Source organism: Amycolatopsis sp. GA6-003 (assembly GCF_046267895.1).
Lineage (GTDB): Bacteria > Actinomycetota > Actinomycetes > Mycobacteriales > Pseudonocardiaceae > Amycolatopsis.
In genome coordinates, this window is sequence record NZ_CP176499.1 from 6,644,101 (window position 1) to 6,659,559 (window position 15,459).

At 69.7% G+C, this 15,459-nt stretch carries 13 protein-coding genes; 7 read left to right on the top strand and 6 right to left on the bottom strand.

The window, feature by feature from the left end; all coding sequences use genetic code 11:
- Positions 1–375 precede the first annotated feature (375 nt).
- The 3 genes from F9C12_RS30165 to F9C12_RS30175 all read left to right on the top strand — a co-directional run bounded on the left by F9C12_RS30165 (position 376) and on the right by F9C12_RS30175 (position 4,971).
- On the top strand, positions 376–2,367 hold the full coding sequence (locus tag F9C12_RS30165; RefSeq protein ID WP_409185136.1) for a thioredoxin domain-containing protein: 1,992 nt from the start codon (positions 376–378) through the stop codon (positions 2,365–2,367).
- Between the two features lie 94 nt (positions 2,368–2,461).
- Positions 2,462–3,016 carry a hypothetical protein gene (locus tag F9C12_RS30170; protein ID WP_409462617.1) on the top strand — a complete coding sequence of 185 codons (555 nt, stop codon included), beginning with the start codon at positions 2,462–2,464 and terminating at the stop codon, positions 3,014–3,016.
- A gap of 59 nt (positions 3,017–3,075) precedes the next feature.
- Positions 3,076–4,971, top strand: a complete 1,896-nt coding sequence (locus tag F9C12_RS30175) for an acyl-CoA dehydrogenase (RefSeq protein WP_409462618.1) — start codon at positions 3,076–3,078, stop codon at positions 4,969–4,971.
- A 93-nt stretch (positions 4,972–5,064) separates the two neighbouring features.
- Here F9C12_RS30175 and trhA read toward each other — a convergent pair whose 3' ends face one another.
- Positions 5,065–5,739, bottom strand: a complete 675-nt coding sequence (gene trhA, locus F9C12_RS30180) for a PAQR family membrane homeostasis protein TrhA (RefSeq protein ID WP_409185149.1) — start codon at positions 5,737–5,739, stop codon at positions 5,065–5,067.
- Positions 5,740–5,844: 105 nt separating this feature from the next.
- Between trhA and F9C12_RS30185 the strand changes: the two genes are divergently transcribed.
- Positions 5,845–6,603 carry an isoprenyl transferase gene (locus F9C12_RS30185; protein WP_037367822.1) on the top strand — a complete coding sequence of 253 codons (759 nt, stop codon included), beginning with the start codon at positions 5,845–5,847 and terminating at the stop codon, positions 6,601–6,603.
- Between the two features lie 109 nt (positions 6,604–6,712).
- Here the strand turns inward: F9C12_RS30185 and F9C12_RS30190 are convergent, their stop codons facing one another.
- Positions 6,713–6,961: a hypothetical protein gene (locus tag F9C12_RS30190; RefSeq protein WP_037367894.1), complete on the bottom strand. Its 249-nt coding sequence runs from the start codon at positions 6,959–6,961 to the stop codon at positions 6,713–6,715.
- A gap of 734 nt (positions 6,962–7,695) precedes the next feature.
- Between F9C12_RS30190 and F9C12_RS30195 the strand changes: the two genes are divergently transcribed.
- On the top strand, positions 7,696–8,982 hold the full coding sequence (locus tag F9C12_RS30195) for a PhoH family protein (RefSeq protein ID WP_409186893.1): 1,287 nt from the start codon (positions 7,696–7,698) through the stop codon (positions 8,980–8,982).
- Positions 8,983–9,034: 52 nt separating this feature from the next.
- Here F9C12_RS30195 and F9C12_RS30200 read toward each other — a convergent pair whose 3' ends face one another.
- Positions 9,035–10,474 (bottom strand): GuaB1 family IMP dehydrogenase-related protein, encoded by a 1,440-nt coding sequence (locus F9C12_RS30200; protein ID WP_409185151.1) that lies wholly within the window; start codon positions 10,472–10,474, stop codon positions 9,035–9,037.
- Positions 10,475–10,541: 67 nt separating this feature from the next.
- Between F9C12_RS30200 and F9C12_RS30205 the strand changes: the two genes are divergently transcribed.
- Positions 10,542–11,009 (top strand): DUF309 domain-containing protein, encoded by a 468-nt coding sequence (locus F9C12_RS30205; protein ID WP_409185152.1) that lies wholly within the window; start codon positions 10,542–10,544, stop codon positions 11,007–11,009.
- A 361-nt stretch (positions 11,010–11,370) separates the two neighbouring features.
- On the opposite strand, the gene F9C12_RS30210 is transcribed toward F9C12_RS30205, so the two are convergent.
- Positions 11,371–11,994 (bottom strand): MBL fold metallo-hydrolase, encoded by a 624-nt coding sequence (locus F9C12_RS30210; protein ID WP_409462619.1) that lies wholly within the window; start codon positions 11,992–11,994, stop codon positions 11,371–11,373.
- A 94-nt stretch (positions 11,995–12,088) separates the two neighbouring features.
- Here F9C12_RS30210 and F9C12_RS30215 point away from each other — a divergent pair, with 94 nt between their 5' ends.
- Positions 12,089–13,309, top strand: a complete 1,221-nt coding sequence (locus F9C12_RS30215) for an NADH:flavin oxidoreductase/NADH oxidase family protein (RefSeq protein ID WP_409462620.1) — start codon at positions 12,089–12,091, stop codon at positions 13,307–13,309.
- Here F9C12_RS30215 and F9C12_RS30220 read toward each other — a convergent pair.
- Entirely contained in the window at positions 13,269–13,916 is a 648-nt protein-coding gene (locus F9C12_RS30220; protein WP_409462621.1) for a Pr6Pr family membrane protein, read from the bottom strand. The genes F9C12_RS30215 and F9C12_RS30220 overlap by 41 nt on opposite strands.
- 114 nt (positions 13,917–14,030) lie before the next feature.
- The gene (locus F9C12_RS30225) at positions 14,031–15,332 is read right to left on the bottom strand and encodes a S8 family serine peptidase (RefSeq protein ID WP_409462622.1); all 1,302 of its coding nucleotides are present in this window, start codon (positions 15,330–15,332) and stop codon (positions 14,031–14,033) included.
- Positions 15,333–15,459 lie beyond the last annotated feature (127 nt).

A 15,459-nucleotide genomic window follows, 5' to 3' on the forward strand; every position in this document is an offset into this window, starting at 1 on the left:
CGGGCGGCCGCGAGGTTCGGATCGGGCCGGGTTTCCGGAAAATCGCACTTATCCGAGCGGGACAGCGACCGCACGCGCTGACGACGCCGGACCACCGGACGGGTAGCGACGCAGAGGGTGCACACGAAAGCGGGACCAGGCTGCCCGGCGTGCCCCTCCCGGGACCGCCGGCCAGCAGGATGGCGGCTTCGAGTACGCCAAGTGCCAGCAAGGCTTCCGGATGCCACCGGCCCCGCGCGAGGACCTTCGACGACGCTGGCTCGGCCGTGCGCAACGCCTGCGCGGCCGCGTGCTTGTCCGTGTCACCGACCCCTCGGCAGACTGTTACCGCAGGGGCGGGACCGGTCTCCCGCCGGATGAGGCACACTCGGCAGCATGTCGAACCGCCTCGCCGAAGCGACGTCTCCGTATCTTCTGCAGCACGCCGGGAACCCGGTCGATTGGTGGGAGTGGGGTCCGGAAGCGCTGGCCGAGGCGCGCCGGCGCGGGGTGCCGATTCTGCTGTCCGTCGGCTATGCCGCCTGTCATTGGTGCCACGTCATGGCGCATGAGTCCTTCGAACACGAAGGCACCGCGGCGCTGATGAACGCGCATTTCGTCAACATCAAGGTCGATCGCGAGGAGCGGCCCGACATCGACGCCGTCTACATGGCCGCCACGCAGGCCATGACCGGGCAGGGCGGCTGGCCGATGACCTGCTTCCTCACGCCCGAGGGCGAGCCGTTCCATTGCGGCACTTACTATCCGCCCGCGCCGCGGCCGGGGATTCCGTCGTTCACGCAGTTGCTGGTGGCGGTCGCGGAGGCGTGGGAGGAGCGGCCGGACGACCTGCGCGAGGGCGCGAAACAGATCGTCGGGCACCTTGCCGAACAGAGCGGTCCGTTGAAGGAAGCCGCCGTCGACGCCGACGCGTTGGCCGAAGCGGTGACGAAACTCGCGCAGGAGGCAGACACCGTGCACGGCGGTTTCGGTGGCGCGCCGAAGTTTCCGCCGTCGATGGTGCTGGAGTTCCTGGTGCGCCACTACGAGCGCACCGGCTCGGTGCAGGCGCACACCCTCGCCGAGTCCGCGGCGGAGGCGATGGCTCGCGGCGGCATCCACGACCAGCTCGGCGGCGGGTTCGCGCGCTACTCCGTGGACGCGGAGTGGATCGTTCCCCACTTCGAGAAAATGTTGTATGACAACGCGTTGCTCCTCCGAGTCTACGCGCATCTCGCGCGCCGTGGTTCGGTATCAGCCCGTCGGGTGACGGAGGGAATCGTCCAGTTCCTCGAGCGCGATCTGCTTACGCCGCAAGGAGGTTTCGCCGCATCCCTCGACGCGGACACCGAAGGCGTCGAAGGATTGACGTATGTCTGGACTCCCGCCCAGCTCAACGACGTGCTCGGAGACGACGGTCCGTGGGCGGCCGAGCTGTTCAGCGTCACCGAAGAAGGCACTTTTGAAGAAGGGGCGTCAACCCTTCAGCTGCGGGCGGATCCGGACGACTTCAGCCGATTCGAGCGCGTCCGGCAAGCGTTGCTCGAAGCGCGAGCGGAGCGTCCGCAACCAGGGCGGGACGACAAGGTAGTCGCGGCCTGGAACGGTCTCGCGATCTCCGCGCTGGCCGAAGCGGGCGTCGCGCTGGAGCGTCCACAGTGGATCGAACTGGCTCGCGGTGCGGCAACTTTGCTGCTGGACCTGCACATCGTGGACGGACGGCTCCGCCGCAGCTCGCGCGACGGCGCGGTCGGGGCTCCGGTCGGCGTGCTGGAGGATTACGCCTGCCTCGCGGACGGTCTGCTCGCCCTCCACCAGGCCACTGGCGAACCGCGCTGGCTCACCGAAGCGACCCGGCTGTTGGACGTCGCACTGGCGCATTTCGCCTCGGATTCCGCGCCGGGCGCGTATCACGACACCGCCGACGACGCCGAAGTCCTGGTGCAGCGGCCTTCCGATCCGACGGACAACGCCAGCCCGTCCGGTGCTTCCGCACTGGCTGGCGCGCTCCTCACCGCGTCCGCGCTGGCCGGTCCTGACCAGGCGGCGCGATACCGAGACGCCGCTGAACTCGCGCTGCGTCGCGTCGGTCTGCTGGCCGCGCGCGTGCCGCGTTTCGCCGGGCACTGGCTGTCGGTGGCGGAAGCGGCGCAGGCCGGGCCGGTGCAGGTCGCAGTGGTCGGCGCGGACCGCGCGGAACTCGTCACCGCCGCTGCTCGGCACATCCACGGCGGCGGCATCGTGCTCGGCGGCGAACCGGACGCGCCCGGCGTCCCGCTGCTGGCCGACCGTCCGCTGGTCGACGGCAAAGCAGCGGCGTACGTCTGCCGCGGCTACGTCTGCGAACGCCCGGTGACCGCGGTGGACCAGCTCATCGCCCAGCTCTGACGAATTCCGCCCCTGGTGAACGCGCTACCTGCCCCGGTGAAATCGGCGTAGCTTCAGTAGTGACGTAATCATGTAATCAAGGATGGTGGACGTCATGGGGCGAGGTTGGAAAGGCCGGGGCTGGCAGCAGGCCGAGACGCCGTCGGCGGACGACGCGGCGGCGTGGTTCGGCGGACGGCTCCCGGACGGCTGGTTCACCGGTGAGCCGGAGATCACCGTGGACCGCGAAGAGATCCTGGTCGTCGGCGAACTGCCCGCGCTGACCGGCGATTACGCCGACGACGCGGCCCGCGCGGCCGCCGAGGACGGGCGGATCAGCAGGTTCCGCGAGGAAACGCGCGACGAGCGGATCGAGATCGCCCGCCAGGCCGAGCACCGCTACCAGCGCAAGGTGGCGTGGGGTGCGAAGCTGGGCGGCACGAAGGTGCACTTCACGACGCTGTCGGTGCCGGTGATGACCCGGCTGCGGCAGCCCGAACGGCTGGTCCTGGACACGCTCGTGGACGCAGGCGTCGCGCGGTCGCGGTCCGAGGCGCTGGCCTGGGCGGTGCGGCTGGTCGGCGAGCACGCGGACGCCTGGCTGAGCGAACTGCGCGAGGCGATGACCAAGGTCGACGACCTGCGGTCGAAGGGGCCCGACTTGAGTTGATCTGCGGGACTTCCTCCGCTGCGGCAGGCTTGAGGGCAGCCTGCTGTATCGGAGGAACCGTGGACGTCCCTGCTGTGCCTGAAAAAGTCGACCCGGACGCGTTGACCGCAGTCCTCGATGGACGCTGGGGCGGGTTGAAGCGAGACGTGCGCGCGCAGATGAGCGCGGAGAAGTTCCGTGACACGATCGGTCTCGACGTCGAGGCGCATCGCGTCCAGGTACTGGACCAGCTGCGGAAACTCGCCGAGACCGACCGCCCCGCGCTCGGCTTCGACGCCGCGTACGGCGGGCTGAGCGACGTCGGCGGCTCGGTGATGTCGTTCGAAATGCTCGGCTACGGCGACCTGTCGCTGATGGTCAAGGCCGGGGTGCAGTGGGGCCTGTTCGGCGGTGCGGTGCAGCTGCTCGGCACCTCGGCGCACCACGAGAAGTACTTGCGCCGCATCATGAACCTGGACCTGCTCGGCTGTTTCGCGATGACCGAACACGGCCACGGCTCCGACGTCCAGCACTTGCACACCACCGCGACCTACGATCCGGCCGCGCGCGAGTTCGTCGTGCACAGTCCGGATCCCGGTGCCACCAAAGAATACATCGGCAACGCCGCCCGCGACGGACAGCTCGCGGTGGTCTTCGCGCAGCTGATCACCGGCGGCAAATCCCGTGGCGTGCATGCCTTCCTGGTCCCGATCCGCGACGATTCGGGCGCTCCCGCTCCTGGGGTCACCATCGCGGACTGCGGCGTGAAGGCCGGTCTGAACGGCGTCGACAATGGCCGGTTGACCTTCGATCAGGTCCGCGTGCCAAGGGAAGCGCTGCTGAACCGCTTCGGCGACGTAGCCGAGGACGGTACTTACACGAGCCCGATCGAAAGCGACGGCCGCCGCTTCTTCACGATGCTGGGCACGCTCATCCGAGGCCGGGTGAGCGTCGGCGGCAGCGCCGGATGCGCCACTCAACGAGCCCTGACCCTGGCCATCCGCTACGGCGACCAGCGGCGGCAGTTCCAACGTCCGGAAGGCGACGAGGTCGTCATCCTCGATTACCTGGGACACCAGCGAAAACTGCTGCCAGCACTGGCGAAGACCTACGCTTTGCACTTCGCGCAGGAGGAACTGGTCGCCGCCCTGCACGACATCGCCCCTGACGCGCCGGAAGAAGAACAACGCGAACTCGAATCCCGCGCCGCCGGCTTGAAAGCTCTGAACACCTGGCACGCCACCGCGACGATCCAAACCGCCCGCGAGGCCTGCGGCGGCAGCGGCTACCTGTCGGAAAACCTGCTAGCCGGGCTGAAGGCCGACACTGACGTCTTCACCACCTTCGAAGGCGACAACACCGTGTTGCTGCAGCTGGTCGCGAAGGGCTTGCTGACGCAGTACAAGGAACACTTCGAGGACCTCAGCCCACTGGCGACCGCGCGGTTCGTCGCCGAGCAGCTGGTGGACACCGTCATGGAGCGCTCTGCCGCGCGGAAGTTCCTAGAACGCCTGACGGAGTCTGACGACGCTTCAGTGCTCTTCGACCGCGAGTGGCAGCAGCGACTCTTTGAGGACCGCGAAGAGCACGTGTTGAGCGGTGTGGCCAACAGGCTCCGCCGTGCTGCTTCGGATCCCTTCGGGGTCTTCAACTCCGTACAGGACCATGTGCTGCTCGCAGGCCGCGTACACGTGGACAGGTTGATCCTCGACGCCTTCGCCCGCGCTGTCGCTGCCTGCCCCGACCCGGACGCGGCTGCGCTGTTGGACCGGGTGTGCGACCTGTACGCACTGTCAACGATCGAAGCGGACCGCGCGTGGTTCTTGGAACACGGACGAATCTCCGCAAGCCGCTCGAAGGCGGTGACCGCGGCGGTTAACGCGCTGTGCGGAGCGTTGCGCCCACATGCCCGGACGCTGGTGGACGGGTTCGCGGTTCCGGAGCAGTTCCTGGCGGCCCCGATGCTGAACGGCTGAACTTGAGCTGGCCGAGATCGCGCAAAACGACTCAGGCCGTCTCCAGGAGGTCGAGTGACGGCCTGGAGACGGCCTGAGGAAGACCCACCGCGGCTAGGAGTACATCGCTAACCAGATCGCGATGTAATGCGACACCGCCGCCAGCACCGTGCACGCGTGGAAGAACTCGTGGTACCCGAAGGTCTCCGGCCAGTGATTCGGCCACTTCACCGCGTAAAAAACCGCCCCAACCGTATAAAACAGGCCGCCCACGCACAGCAGCACCAAAGCCGCGACTCCGGCGTGGCTCAGCAACTCCGGCAGGACGAACACCGCGACCCAGCCGAGGGCGATGTAGATCGGCACCCCCAGCCAGCGCGGGGCGTGCGGCCACAGCATCTTCATCGCCACCCCGAGGATCGCGCCGCCCCAGACGATGCCCAGGACGATGTATCCCGTCGGCTTCGACATGGCCAGCAGGGTGAACGGCGTGTACGTGCCGGCGATGAAGAGGAAGATCATCGAGTGGTCGGCGCGCTTCATCCACTTGTACGCGCGCGGGCTCCACAGCCTGCGGTGATACAGCGCGCTCACGCCGAACACGCCCAGCACGGTGAGGCCGTACACGGACGTCGCCAGCGCGGCGACCGGCGAGACCGTCGACGCGGCGAGGCTGATCAGCGTGGCGGCCGCGGCGACCGCGCCGAAGAACGACCAGAAGTGGATGTGGCCGCGGAGCCGGGGACGGGTGTCCTCGGGCGCGGGCGGGGGTTCGATCGTCACGCTCACCGTCCCAAGGTTACGGGACCGTAGGTTTTTCGCCAGCCCCCGTGGCGCGTCACACCCCTGAGCCAGGGGTGCGTACGCTCGGGCGACGTGAGCCTCCGGTCCTTCATGTCCGACGTCGTCTACAGCATCTACAGCCGCCGGCTGATCCAGCAAGCGGCGGGCCGTCATCCGCGGCATATCGCGATCATGCTCGACGGCAATCGCCGCTGGGCTCGCGAAGCCGGGTTCACCGACGTGGCCGACGGGCACCGCGCCGGGGCCAAGAAGATCGCCGACTTCCTCAGCTGGTGCCAGGAGGCCGAGGTCGAGGTCGTGACGATGTGGCTGCTCTCCACCGACAACCTCAACCGGGATCCGGACGAGCTCACCCCGCTGCTGAAAATCATCACCGACGTCACCGACGAACTCGCCGGGGCCGAGGCGCCGTGGCGGCTGCGCATCGTCGGCGCGCTCGACCTGCTGCCGCTCGAGGTGGCGCAGAAGCTCACCGCCGCCGCGGCGCGCACCGAGAACCACTCGGGCATGGAGGTGAACATCGCGGTCGGCTACGGAGGGCGGCAGGAGATCGCCGACGCCGTCCGCAAACTTCTCCTGCAGCACGCCGACGAGGGCACTTCGATTCGCGAGCTCGCGAAAATCCTCGATGTCGACCACATCTCGGAACATCTGTACACGTCCGGCCAGCCGGATCCGGATTTGATTATCCGAACGTCCGGTGAACAGCGGCTTTCCGGATTTCTGCTGTGGCAGTCCGCGCATTCGGAATTCTGGTTCACCGAGGCTTACTGGCCGGCATTCCGGCGCGTGGACTTTCTCCGCGCGCTGCGCGACTACGCCTGGCGGCATCGCCGGTTCGGGGCCTGAGGCGGCGGACCGGCCCGGCGGACACCCACCCGGCCGGGCCGGTCAACCCCTGGCCGCGGACGCCGCGAAGGCCCCGGAGCCGGGCTCCGGGGCCTTCGCGCGAGACGGCTCAGCCGTGGTGGTGCTCCATCGAGTGGGCCACCAGCGCCGGGGTCAGCGCGATGCCGGTGTAGGCGCCCGCGACCAGCGAAGCGGCGCCGTAGCCCAGCGCGCCGCCGCCCTCGATGAAGGTGGCGTAAGCGTCGCCGAACGTCGGGTCCGGAGCGCCCTGCGTCGCGGCCGGGGAGGCGAACGCCGTCCCGCCGATCATCATCAGGCCCGCGGCCGCACCGGCGACAATTCCAGCCTTCTTCAGCACTTCGCACACTCCTAGGTAGAGATACTGGGATTCGGGCACCGGAGTGATCCGGTGGTGTGTCCCGCAGTAAGGAAATTACCCCCGAATGGCCGCTGGCGAATGGTGCGTACGCCCATTGTGTGAGAGCTGGAAGGCCCAGTTCACTCGGTCCGGTTCAGTGTCCAGGACGCGAAATGCATTCCGGTCTGCCGCGTGGTACAAGGCCCTTTACCTGGGGATTGCCTGCACTCGGTGATTAATTTTCCATGATCATCCATCCGTGCGACCCCCTGATCGACGGGCCCAGTGACGCTGAGTGAGCACTGTGGACACTCTGTTTCGGGCGACCGACGGTGGGATGACGAATCGGCGAATCACCTGTGTGGCTGCCTGCACGACCGGGCGGACGTAGGTACCTTCCGGGATAGAGGGCTCGCGTTCCGTGCGGGTCCTCGCGGGAGGCCCTGGTCGTGGCGTTGATCGAGGGGGCGGCTCAGCCGCCTGCGAGATGCACGAGGGGGCCGGCACCCGGCCCTCGTGGCCGTGCCGCCTGACGCAGCCAGCGTCAGGGAGTGCGGACCCAGCCAGGGAGGTGCCCGGCCCAGCGAGTGCGGGCGTGGGGTGCACACGCCCTCGAGGGAGATGCCGTCGTGACTGCGCAGCGTTCACCCCGCAAGGCCTCTGGCCGTTCTTCGACCGGTGCTTCGGCCCCGGAGAAAGCCTCGATCTCGCCCGAATCCCCACGCATCACTTATGTGCTCGACACGTCGGTGCTGCTCTCCGACCCGTGGTCGGTCACCCGGTTCGCCGAACACGCGGTGGTCCTCCCTCTGGTGGTCATCAGCGAACTGGAGGCCAAGCGCCACCACCCCGAACTGGGCTGGTTCGCCAGGGAATCCCTCCGGCTGCTGGACGACCTCCGGCTCAAGCACGGCAGGCTCGACGCCCCGGTCCCGATCGGCGAGGCGGGCGGCACCCTGCAGGTGGAGCTGAACCACACCGATCCGTCCGTCCTCCCGGTGGGCTTCCGCACCGACTCGAACGACCACCGCATCCTCGCGTGCGCGCTCAACCTCGCGACCGAGCGGCCGCAGGTCGTCCTGGTGACGAAGGACATCCCGCTGCGGGTCAAAGCGGGCGCGGTCGGGCTCACCGCGGACGAGTACCGGGCACAGGAGGTCACGCCGTCGGGCTGGACGGGCATGGCGGACGTGGACGCGCCCCAGGAGCTGATCGACACGCTCTTCTCGGGCGGTTCGGCGGATCCGGCGGAATTCGGGCTCGGCGAGGTGGGCGAACTGCCGTGCCACACCGGGTTGCGGCTGCTCGCGGGCAGCTCCAGCGCGCTCGGCCGGGTCACGGCGGACAAGCGGGTGCGGCTGGTGCGCGGCGACCGCGAGGCGTTCGGCCTGCACGGCCGCTCGGCTGAGCAGCGCGTGGCGCTCGACCTGCTGCTGGACTCCGACGTCGGCATCGTCTCGCTCGGCGGGCGAGCGGGCACCGGCAAATCGGCGCTGGCGCTGTGCGCGGGCCTGGAGGCGGTGATGGAACGCCAGCAGCACCGCAAGGTCGTGGTGTTCCGCCCGGTCTACGCGGTCGGCGGCCAGGATCTCGGGTATCTGCCCGGGTCCGAGAGCGAGAAGATGCAGCCGTGGGCGCAGGCGGTGTTCGACACGCTCGGCGCGCTGGTCAGCCAGGACGTGCTGGACGAGGTGTTCGACCGCGGCATGCTGGAGGTGCTGCCGCTGACGCACATCCGGGGCCGTTCCCTGCACGACACGTTCGTGATCGTGGACGAGGCGCAGTCGCTGGAACGCAACGTGCTGCTGACCGTGCTGTCACGGCTCGGCTCGGCGTCGCGGGTGGTGCTGACGCACGACGTGGCCCAGCGGGACAACCTGCGGGTCGGGCGGCATGACGGCGTCTCGGCGGTGATCGAGAAGCTGAAGGGGCACCCGCTGTTCGCGCACGTGACCCTGACCCGCTCGGAGCGCTCGCCGATCGCGGCGCTGGTGACGGAGATGCTCGAGGACCACGGCTGACCGGTCGTGAGTGGCAATCACGGTTAGAACCGTGATTGCCACTCACGAGGCCTCACCAGCCAGAAGGCAACGGGCGCCCCTCCGCAAACCCCGCCGCGGACTGCACGCCCAGCACCGCACGCTCGTGGAACTCCTCAAGCGTGCGCGCGCCCGCGTACGTGCAGGACGAGCGGACTCCCGAGCAGATCGAGTCGATCAGGTCCTCGACGCCCGGCCGCGCCGGGTCCAGCGCCATTCGCGACGTGGAGATGCCCTCCTCGAACAGCGCCTTGCGCGCGCGGTCGAAGACGTTGTCCGTGCGCGTGCGGGCTCCGACGGCGCGCTTCGACGCCATCCCGAACGACTCCTTGTACGGCCGGCCCTGCTCGTCGTACCGCAGGTCGCCGGGGGATTCGTGAGTACCGGCGAACCACGAGCCGACCATCGCCGCCGACGCGCCGGCGGCCAGTGCCAGCGCGACGTCCCTCGGGTGCCGGACGCCGCCGTCCGCCCACACGTGTTTGCCCAGTTCCCGGGCCGCGGCGGCGCATTCCGCGACCGCCGAGAACTGCGGGCGGCCGACGCCGGTCATCATCCGCGTCGTGCACATCGCGCCGGGGCCGACGCCGACCTTGATCACGTCCGCGCCCGCGTGAATGAGGTCGCGGGTGCCTTCGGCGGTGACCACGTTGCCAGCCACGACCGGCACCTTCGGCGACACCGACCGCACCGCCTTGAGCGCGGCGATCATCTTCTCCTGGTGCCCGTGCGCGGTGTCGACGACGAGCGTGTCGACGCCCGCGGCGAGCACCGCTTCGGCCTTCGCCGCGACGTCGCCGTTCACGCCGATCGCGGCGGCGACGCGCAGCTTCCCGTTGGCGTCCGCGGCCGGGGTGTAGATCTCCGAGCGCAGCGCGCCCACCGCGGTGAGGACGCCGGCGAGGCGCCCCTCGGCGTCGAGGCCCAGGGCGAGGCGTCCGCCGTGGCTGTGCAGGAGTTCGAAGACCTCGCGCGGCGGCGTGTCCAGCGGCACGGCGACGACGGCGGGCTCGGCGACGTCGGCCAGTCGCGCGAAGCGGTCCACGCCGGCGCAGGCGGCCTCGTCCACGACGCCGACCGGCTTGCCGTCGCCGTCGACGATGACGACCGCGCCGTGTGCTCGTTTGTGCACGAGGTTGAGGGCGTCGGCCACCGCGTCGCCGCCGGTGAGGACCAGCGGGGTGTCCCAGACGGCGTGCCGGGACTTCACCCAGGAGACGATTTCGGCGACCGCGGCCGTGTCGACGTCCTGCGGAAGCACGACGAGCCCACCGCGGCGAGCGACGGTCTCAGCCATCCGCCGTCCGGCGACGGCCGTCATGTTGGCCACCACCAAGGGGATCGTCGCGCCAGTGCCGTCCACAGTGGACAAGTCGACGCCGAAGCGGGATTCCACGTCCGAACGGTTCGGCAGCAGGAACACGTCGTCGTAGGTCAGGTCGTGAGCGGGCACGTGCCCATCCAGAAAGCGCACGAGTCACCAGGCTACGTGGCTTGCGCGCGAGACGCTAACCCGGCGTGGCCCGTGGAACAATGGCCAGGTGGACAGCCGCGATCGCGACGACCAGGGAAGGGCCCGCAACGCCCGCCCGCGGGACGGTCTGGGCCGCCCGCTGCCGTATGGCTCCGACGGCGTGCCGCGCCAGCCCGAAGGCGTGCAGCGAACCCCGGCGGAGACGCTGGCGGAGGCGCAGGACCTGCTGGACGCGGGCCGCCCGTTCCACGCCCACGAGGTCTTCGAGGACGCGTGGAAGGCGACGGACGGGCCGGAGCGAGAGCTGTGGCGTGGTCTGGCCCAGCTGGCGGTGGGGCTGACGCACGCGTTGCGGGGGAACGGGAACGGGGCGGTCGCGCTGCTGGAGCGCGGGGCGGAGAACATCGCGCCATTCCGGGAGGACCCGCCGCACGGGGTGGACGTGGCCGGGTTGCAGCAGTGGGCGCAAGCGCTTGCGGGAGAGGCCCGGAAGCGGGTTCGGGTGGCGCCGGAGGTTCCTCGGCTGGCCCGGTAGATGCGGCTGGATGTTCTGGATCGGCTGGGGCTTGTCGGCGGCGATGGGGTCGTTGTGGCGGTTTGGAGCGCGCTCGGCGGTGGGGCCATGATCCGGGACGAGCCAAACACGGGTTTGGAGCGCGCTCGGCGGTGGAGCCACGATCGGGGGCGAGTCGGGCGAATTCGGTGGCGCGGCTCAGCGAGACGACTCGGCGATGCGGGCTGGCGAGTGCCGAACTGCCGTGAACGAGCCGCGCGGTCCGGTGCGCACTGATTCCGGGGCTGCTGTTCTAGCGAAGCGCAAGCGTTTGCGGCCTATGCAGCCGCGGAAATCGCCGGGCGGGGACGACAGCCCCGTCGACCCGCCCGGCGAGGGGCGGTCAGGCGGCGGGCCATTCGGCCGAGCGGGCCTTTTCCTTGCCGATGGTCGTCGCTTCGCCGTGGCCGGTGCGGACGATCGTCGCGTCGGGGAGGGGGAAGAGGCGGTCGCGGATGGACTTCACGATGGTCGGGTAGTCCGAGTACGACCGGCCGGTCGCGCCGGGGCCGCCGTGGAACAGGGTGTCTCCGGTGAAGAGGACTTCCAGGTCGGGGCTGTGCAGGCAGATCGCGCCGGGGGCGTGGCCGGGCGTGTGCAGGACGGTGAGGTCGGTGCCGGCGACGGTGAGGACCTGTCCGTCGGCCAGGTCGCCGTCCGGGGCGCGGTCCGGGTGGGTCAGGTCCCAGACGACGCGGTCGGCCGGGTGCAGCAGGATCGGCGCGCCGGTGCGGTCGGCCAGCGCCGGGGCGGCGTTGACGTGGTCGTTGTGCGCGTGGGTGCAGACGATCGCGCGGACCGTGCGGTCTCCGACCACGTCGGCGATGGCGTCCGCGTCGTGCGCGGCGTCGATCACGATCACCTCGGAGCCGTCGCCGACTATCCAGACGTTGTTGTCCACTTCCCAGCTGCCGCCGTCGAGCTCGAACACGCCCGACGTGACCAGGTTCTGCACTATGGCCGTCATGCCGCAGACCCTAATGGTCCGCGAGGCATACCGCCGGTACTTACTTTCGAGTATTCTTACTCGCGGTAAGTTATCCGCGACGACGGGACCGCTCATGACCGACCCCCGGGATCTGCTCGCCGAACCGCTCAAACTCGCCTGCGGGGCCGTGCTGCCGCATCGGCTCGCGAAGTCGGCGCTCAGCGAGCAGCTCGGCGACCGTCGCAACGCGCCGTCCGCCGAACTCGCGCAGCTGTACCGGACCTGGGCGCGCGGGGGTGCTGGGCTGCTGGTGACCGGCAACGTGATGGTCGATCCCACGGCGCTCGGCGAACCGCGCAACGTCGCGGTCCCCGCCGTTCCCGATCCGGCGGCGTACCGGTCGTGGGCGCGGTCCGTGGACGGGACGGACGCGCAGTTGTGGGTTCAGCTCAACCATCCCGGTCGGCAGAGCCCTCGGTATTTGTCCCGGCAGCCGGTCGCGCCGTCGGCGGTGCCGTTCGGCGATCGAGGGGTGCGGACGGCGTTCGCGGCGCCGCGGGCGTTGACCGGGGACGAGATCGAAGCGGTGGTGGAGAGGTTCGCGTTGTCGGCGCGGACGTTCGTCGCCGCCGGGTTCGCCGGGATCCAGATCCACGGCGCGCACGGGTACCTGATCTCGCAGTTCCTCTCGCCGTTGGTGAACCGCCGCGACGACGAGTGGGGGCGCGACCGCAGCCGGTTCCTGCTCGAGGTGGTGCGCGCGGTCCGGGCCGCGGTGGGGGATCGCGTGCCGGTTTCGGTGAAGCTCAACAGCGCCGACTTCCAGCGCGGCGGCTTCGACGAGGACGAGTCGCTGCGGGTGGTTCACGCGCTGGGCGAGGCGGGGATCGATCTGCTGGAGATCTCCGGCGGCACGTACGAGCGGGCCGTGATGATGGGCTCCGGCCGGGCGAGCACGCAGCGCCGGGAGGCGTATTTCCTGGACTACGCGGCGAAAGCCCGGCAGATCAGCGACGTCGCGCTGATGGTCACCGGCGGGTTCGCCACGGCGGCCGGGATGGCGGAGGCGCTGGAATCCGGTGCGCTGGACGTGATCGGGATCGGCCGTCCGTTCACTGTGGACCCCGCGCTGCCCGGACGGCTGCTCGCGGGCGAGGACGTCCGAGCCGAACGACGGTGCCCGCGCACGGGAATCCGGCTCGCCGACAGCCTGCTCGAGATCCAATGGCACACGCAGCAGATGCACCGTGTCGCCGCGGGCAAACCGGTGGACCTGAAGCGCGGCGCGTGGCGGACGTTCGCCCAGGCCGGGCTCAGCGATCCGCTGAACGCTTTTCGGCGGGTGCGCGCGTGAGCCGCCGGTCGGCGACCCGCGCACCGCTGGCGAGCACGATGAAGAAGGCGCCGATGAGCAGGCAGTTCAGCGCGACCTGTCCGTAGCCGAGATTGTCGGCGTTGACGAACGGATACGGGTAATAGCCGTCGATCGCGCCACGGACGAGCGTGAAAGCCAGCCATACCAAGGGATAGCCGAGCGACCACCAGACCGTGCGCCATTCCAGCACGCGCGGCGCGAAGAACAACCAGCCGAGCACGCACAGCACCGGCGTGACGCGGTGCAGCAGGATGTCCGCGGCGAGGCTGAGCCCGTGCAGTTCGTACAGCCCGGCGAGCGCGACCTGGTAGACGACGCCGGTGACCACGATCCCGACCAGCGCGTCCAGCCACAGCACGCGCAGCAGCGGCGAGGTGCCGCGTCCGCGAGCGAAAGCCGTGCTGGTGACCAGGACGAGGACGTTCGAGAGGATCGTGAAGTACGTGAACAGGTTCGCCAACCGTCCACCGAAGCTGACGTACCGTCCCTGCGGCGGCACCAGCGCGACGATCTGGATCACGAGCGCGGCCAGCACGACGACCGCAGTCACCCCGAACCACAGCCGGGCCAACGCTTTCGAAGACATGCCGCTGACAGTACGGCTCCGGCGGCACCCGCCCGGCCCGACACGACCGTGCTCGATCGAGCCGGGCCGGGTGAACTTGCCCGGAGGCCCGCCCGCGGGCAGGGGACTACCGCATCACCGCACCGCCTTCACCAGTGCCGGCACGAAGACCGACGCGTCGATCGTTCCCCAGCCGCTCGCGATGTCGTAGCCCGGACCGGCCTTGAAGCCTTCGACGCCCCACTGGCTGTTGTCGCCCTTGGTGACGTCGACGATCCCGGCCGCGGTGCCCTTCGGGCCCAGCTTCGAGTACAGCGCTGGGTTGATCTGCCCGAGCCGGCCATGGTTGGCCTGCACCGCCAGCGCAAGCACCCCGGCGAACAGCGGTGCCGACTGCGAGGTGCCCTGGACGCCTTCCATGCTGATGTCCGGGTACGCCCGCATCGTGCTGCCGGTGACCGTCTTGACGCGGTTCTGCCAGGACGGCCTCGCGTACGCCTTCGACAGGCCCGCCCCTTCGCTGAACCCGTTGTCCGCCGCGTTGACGAGGTCGTCCGGCTGGGTGCGGACGCCGTTCGCGTCGAGGTGGAGCTGGGTGCCGCCGAGCGCGGTGACGTTCGGGTCGCTGGCCGGCCAGCTCGCCACGCGGTACGGATACTTGCCGGGCCCCTGCAGGTACGACCCGGTCGGCCCGTCGTCGCCGGACGACGCGACCAGCGTGACACCCGCCTTGCTCGCCCGCTCCAGCGCCGGGTCGAGGGTCTTGATCGACTCGAACGACGGGAAGTTCTCCTCGGTGGTGCCGAAGCTCATCGAGATCACGTCGGCGATCCGGTGCTCGGTCAGGTAGTCGACCGCGTGCATCATTTCCGGCAACCCGGCGAAGCCCTGCGTCTCGGCGACCGGGGTGGCCGCGACGATGATCTTCGCCCCGGGAGCCATCGCGTGCATCATCGTGACGTCGAGGTCGGTTTCCCCGCCCCACGACTGGCAGGTGGCGGTGTCCACCCCGGGATCGGTGCACGCGGGCACCGCGCCGGACGGTTGCAGCACCTCGACGTTCGCCGGCGGCAAGCCGTGCTGACGCGAGTACTCGTCCAGCACCTGCTTGACCTTGTCGTCGCCGAACGACACCAGCGTGGCCACGGTGGACCCGGCTCCGGTGATGCCCTGGTTCCACAGCTTCGTGGCGTTGTACGCGCTGCTTTCCTTCGGCAGCTTGGCCATCGCCGCGTTGAGCCGCGCCACCCGCTCCTGCACAGTGGTCGCGCCGACGAACGACTGCGCGGCAGCCGAGAAGTGGTGCCGCGGCGGCTGTGGCGGTGCTGGCGCGGCACTGGCCGGTGCCGCCACCACGGTGGCGGCGAGCGCCACGCCCGCCAGCAGGGTCATCGGCCGCCCGAATCCCCGGACGGCTGATTTCACCCGGAACGTCATGCTTTTCTCCCATCGACGCAGGCCAGTGCTCCCACTCTCGGGTACGCGGCCACGGGTGCGACATCAACTTTAGTCGGGCGTTTTCCGGAGTACAGCGGGGAAAACTGCCCGATGTCCGTAATGTGCC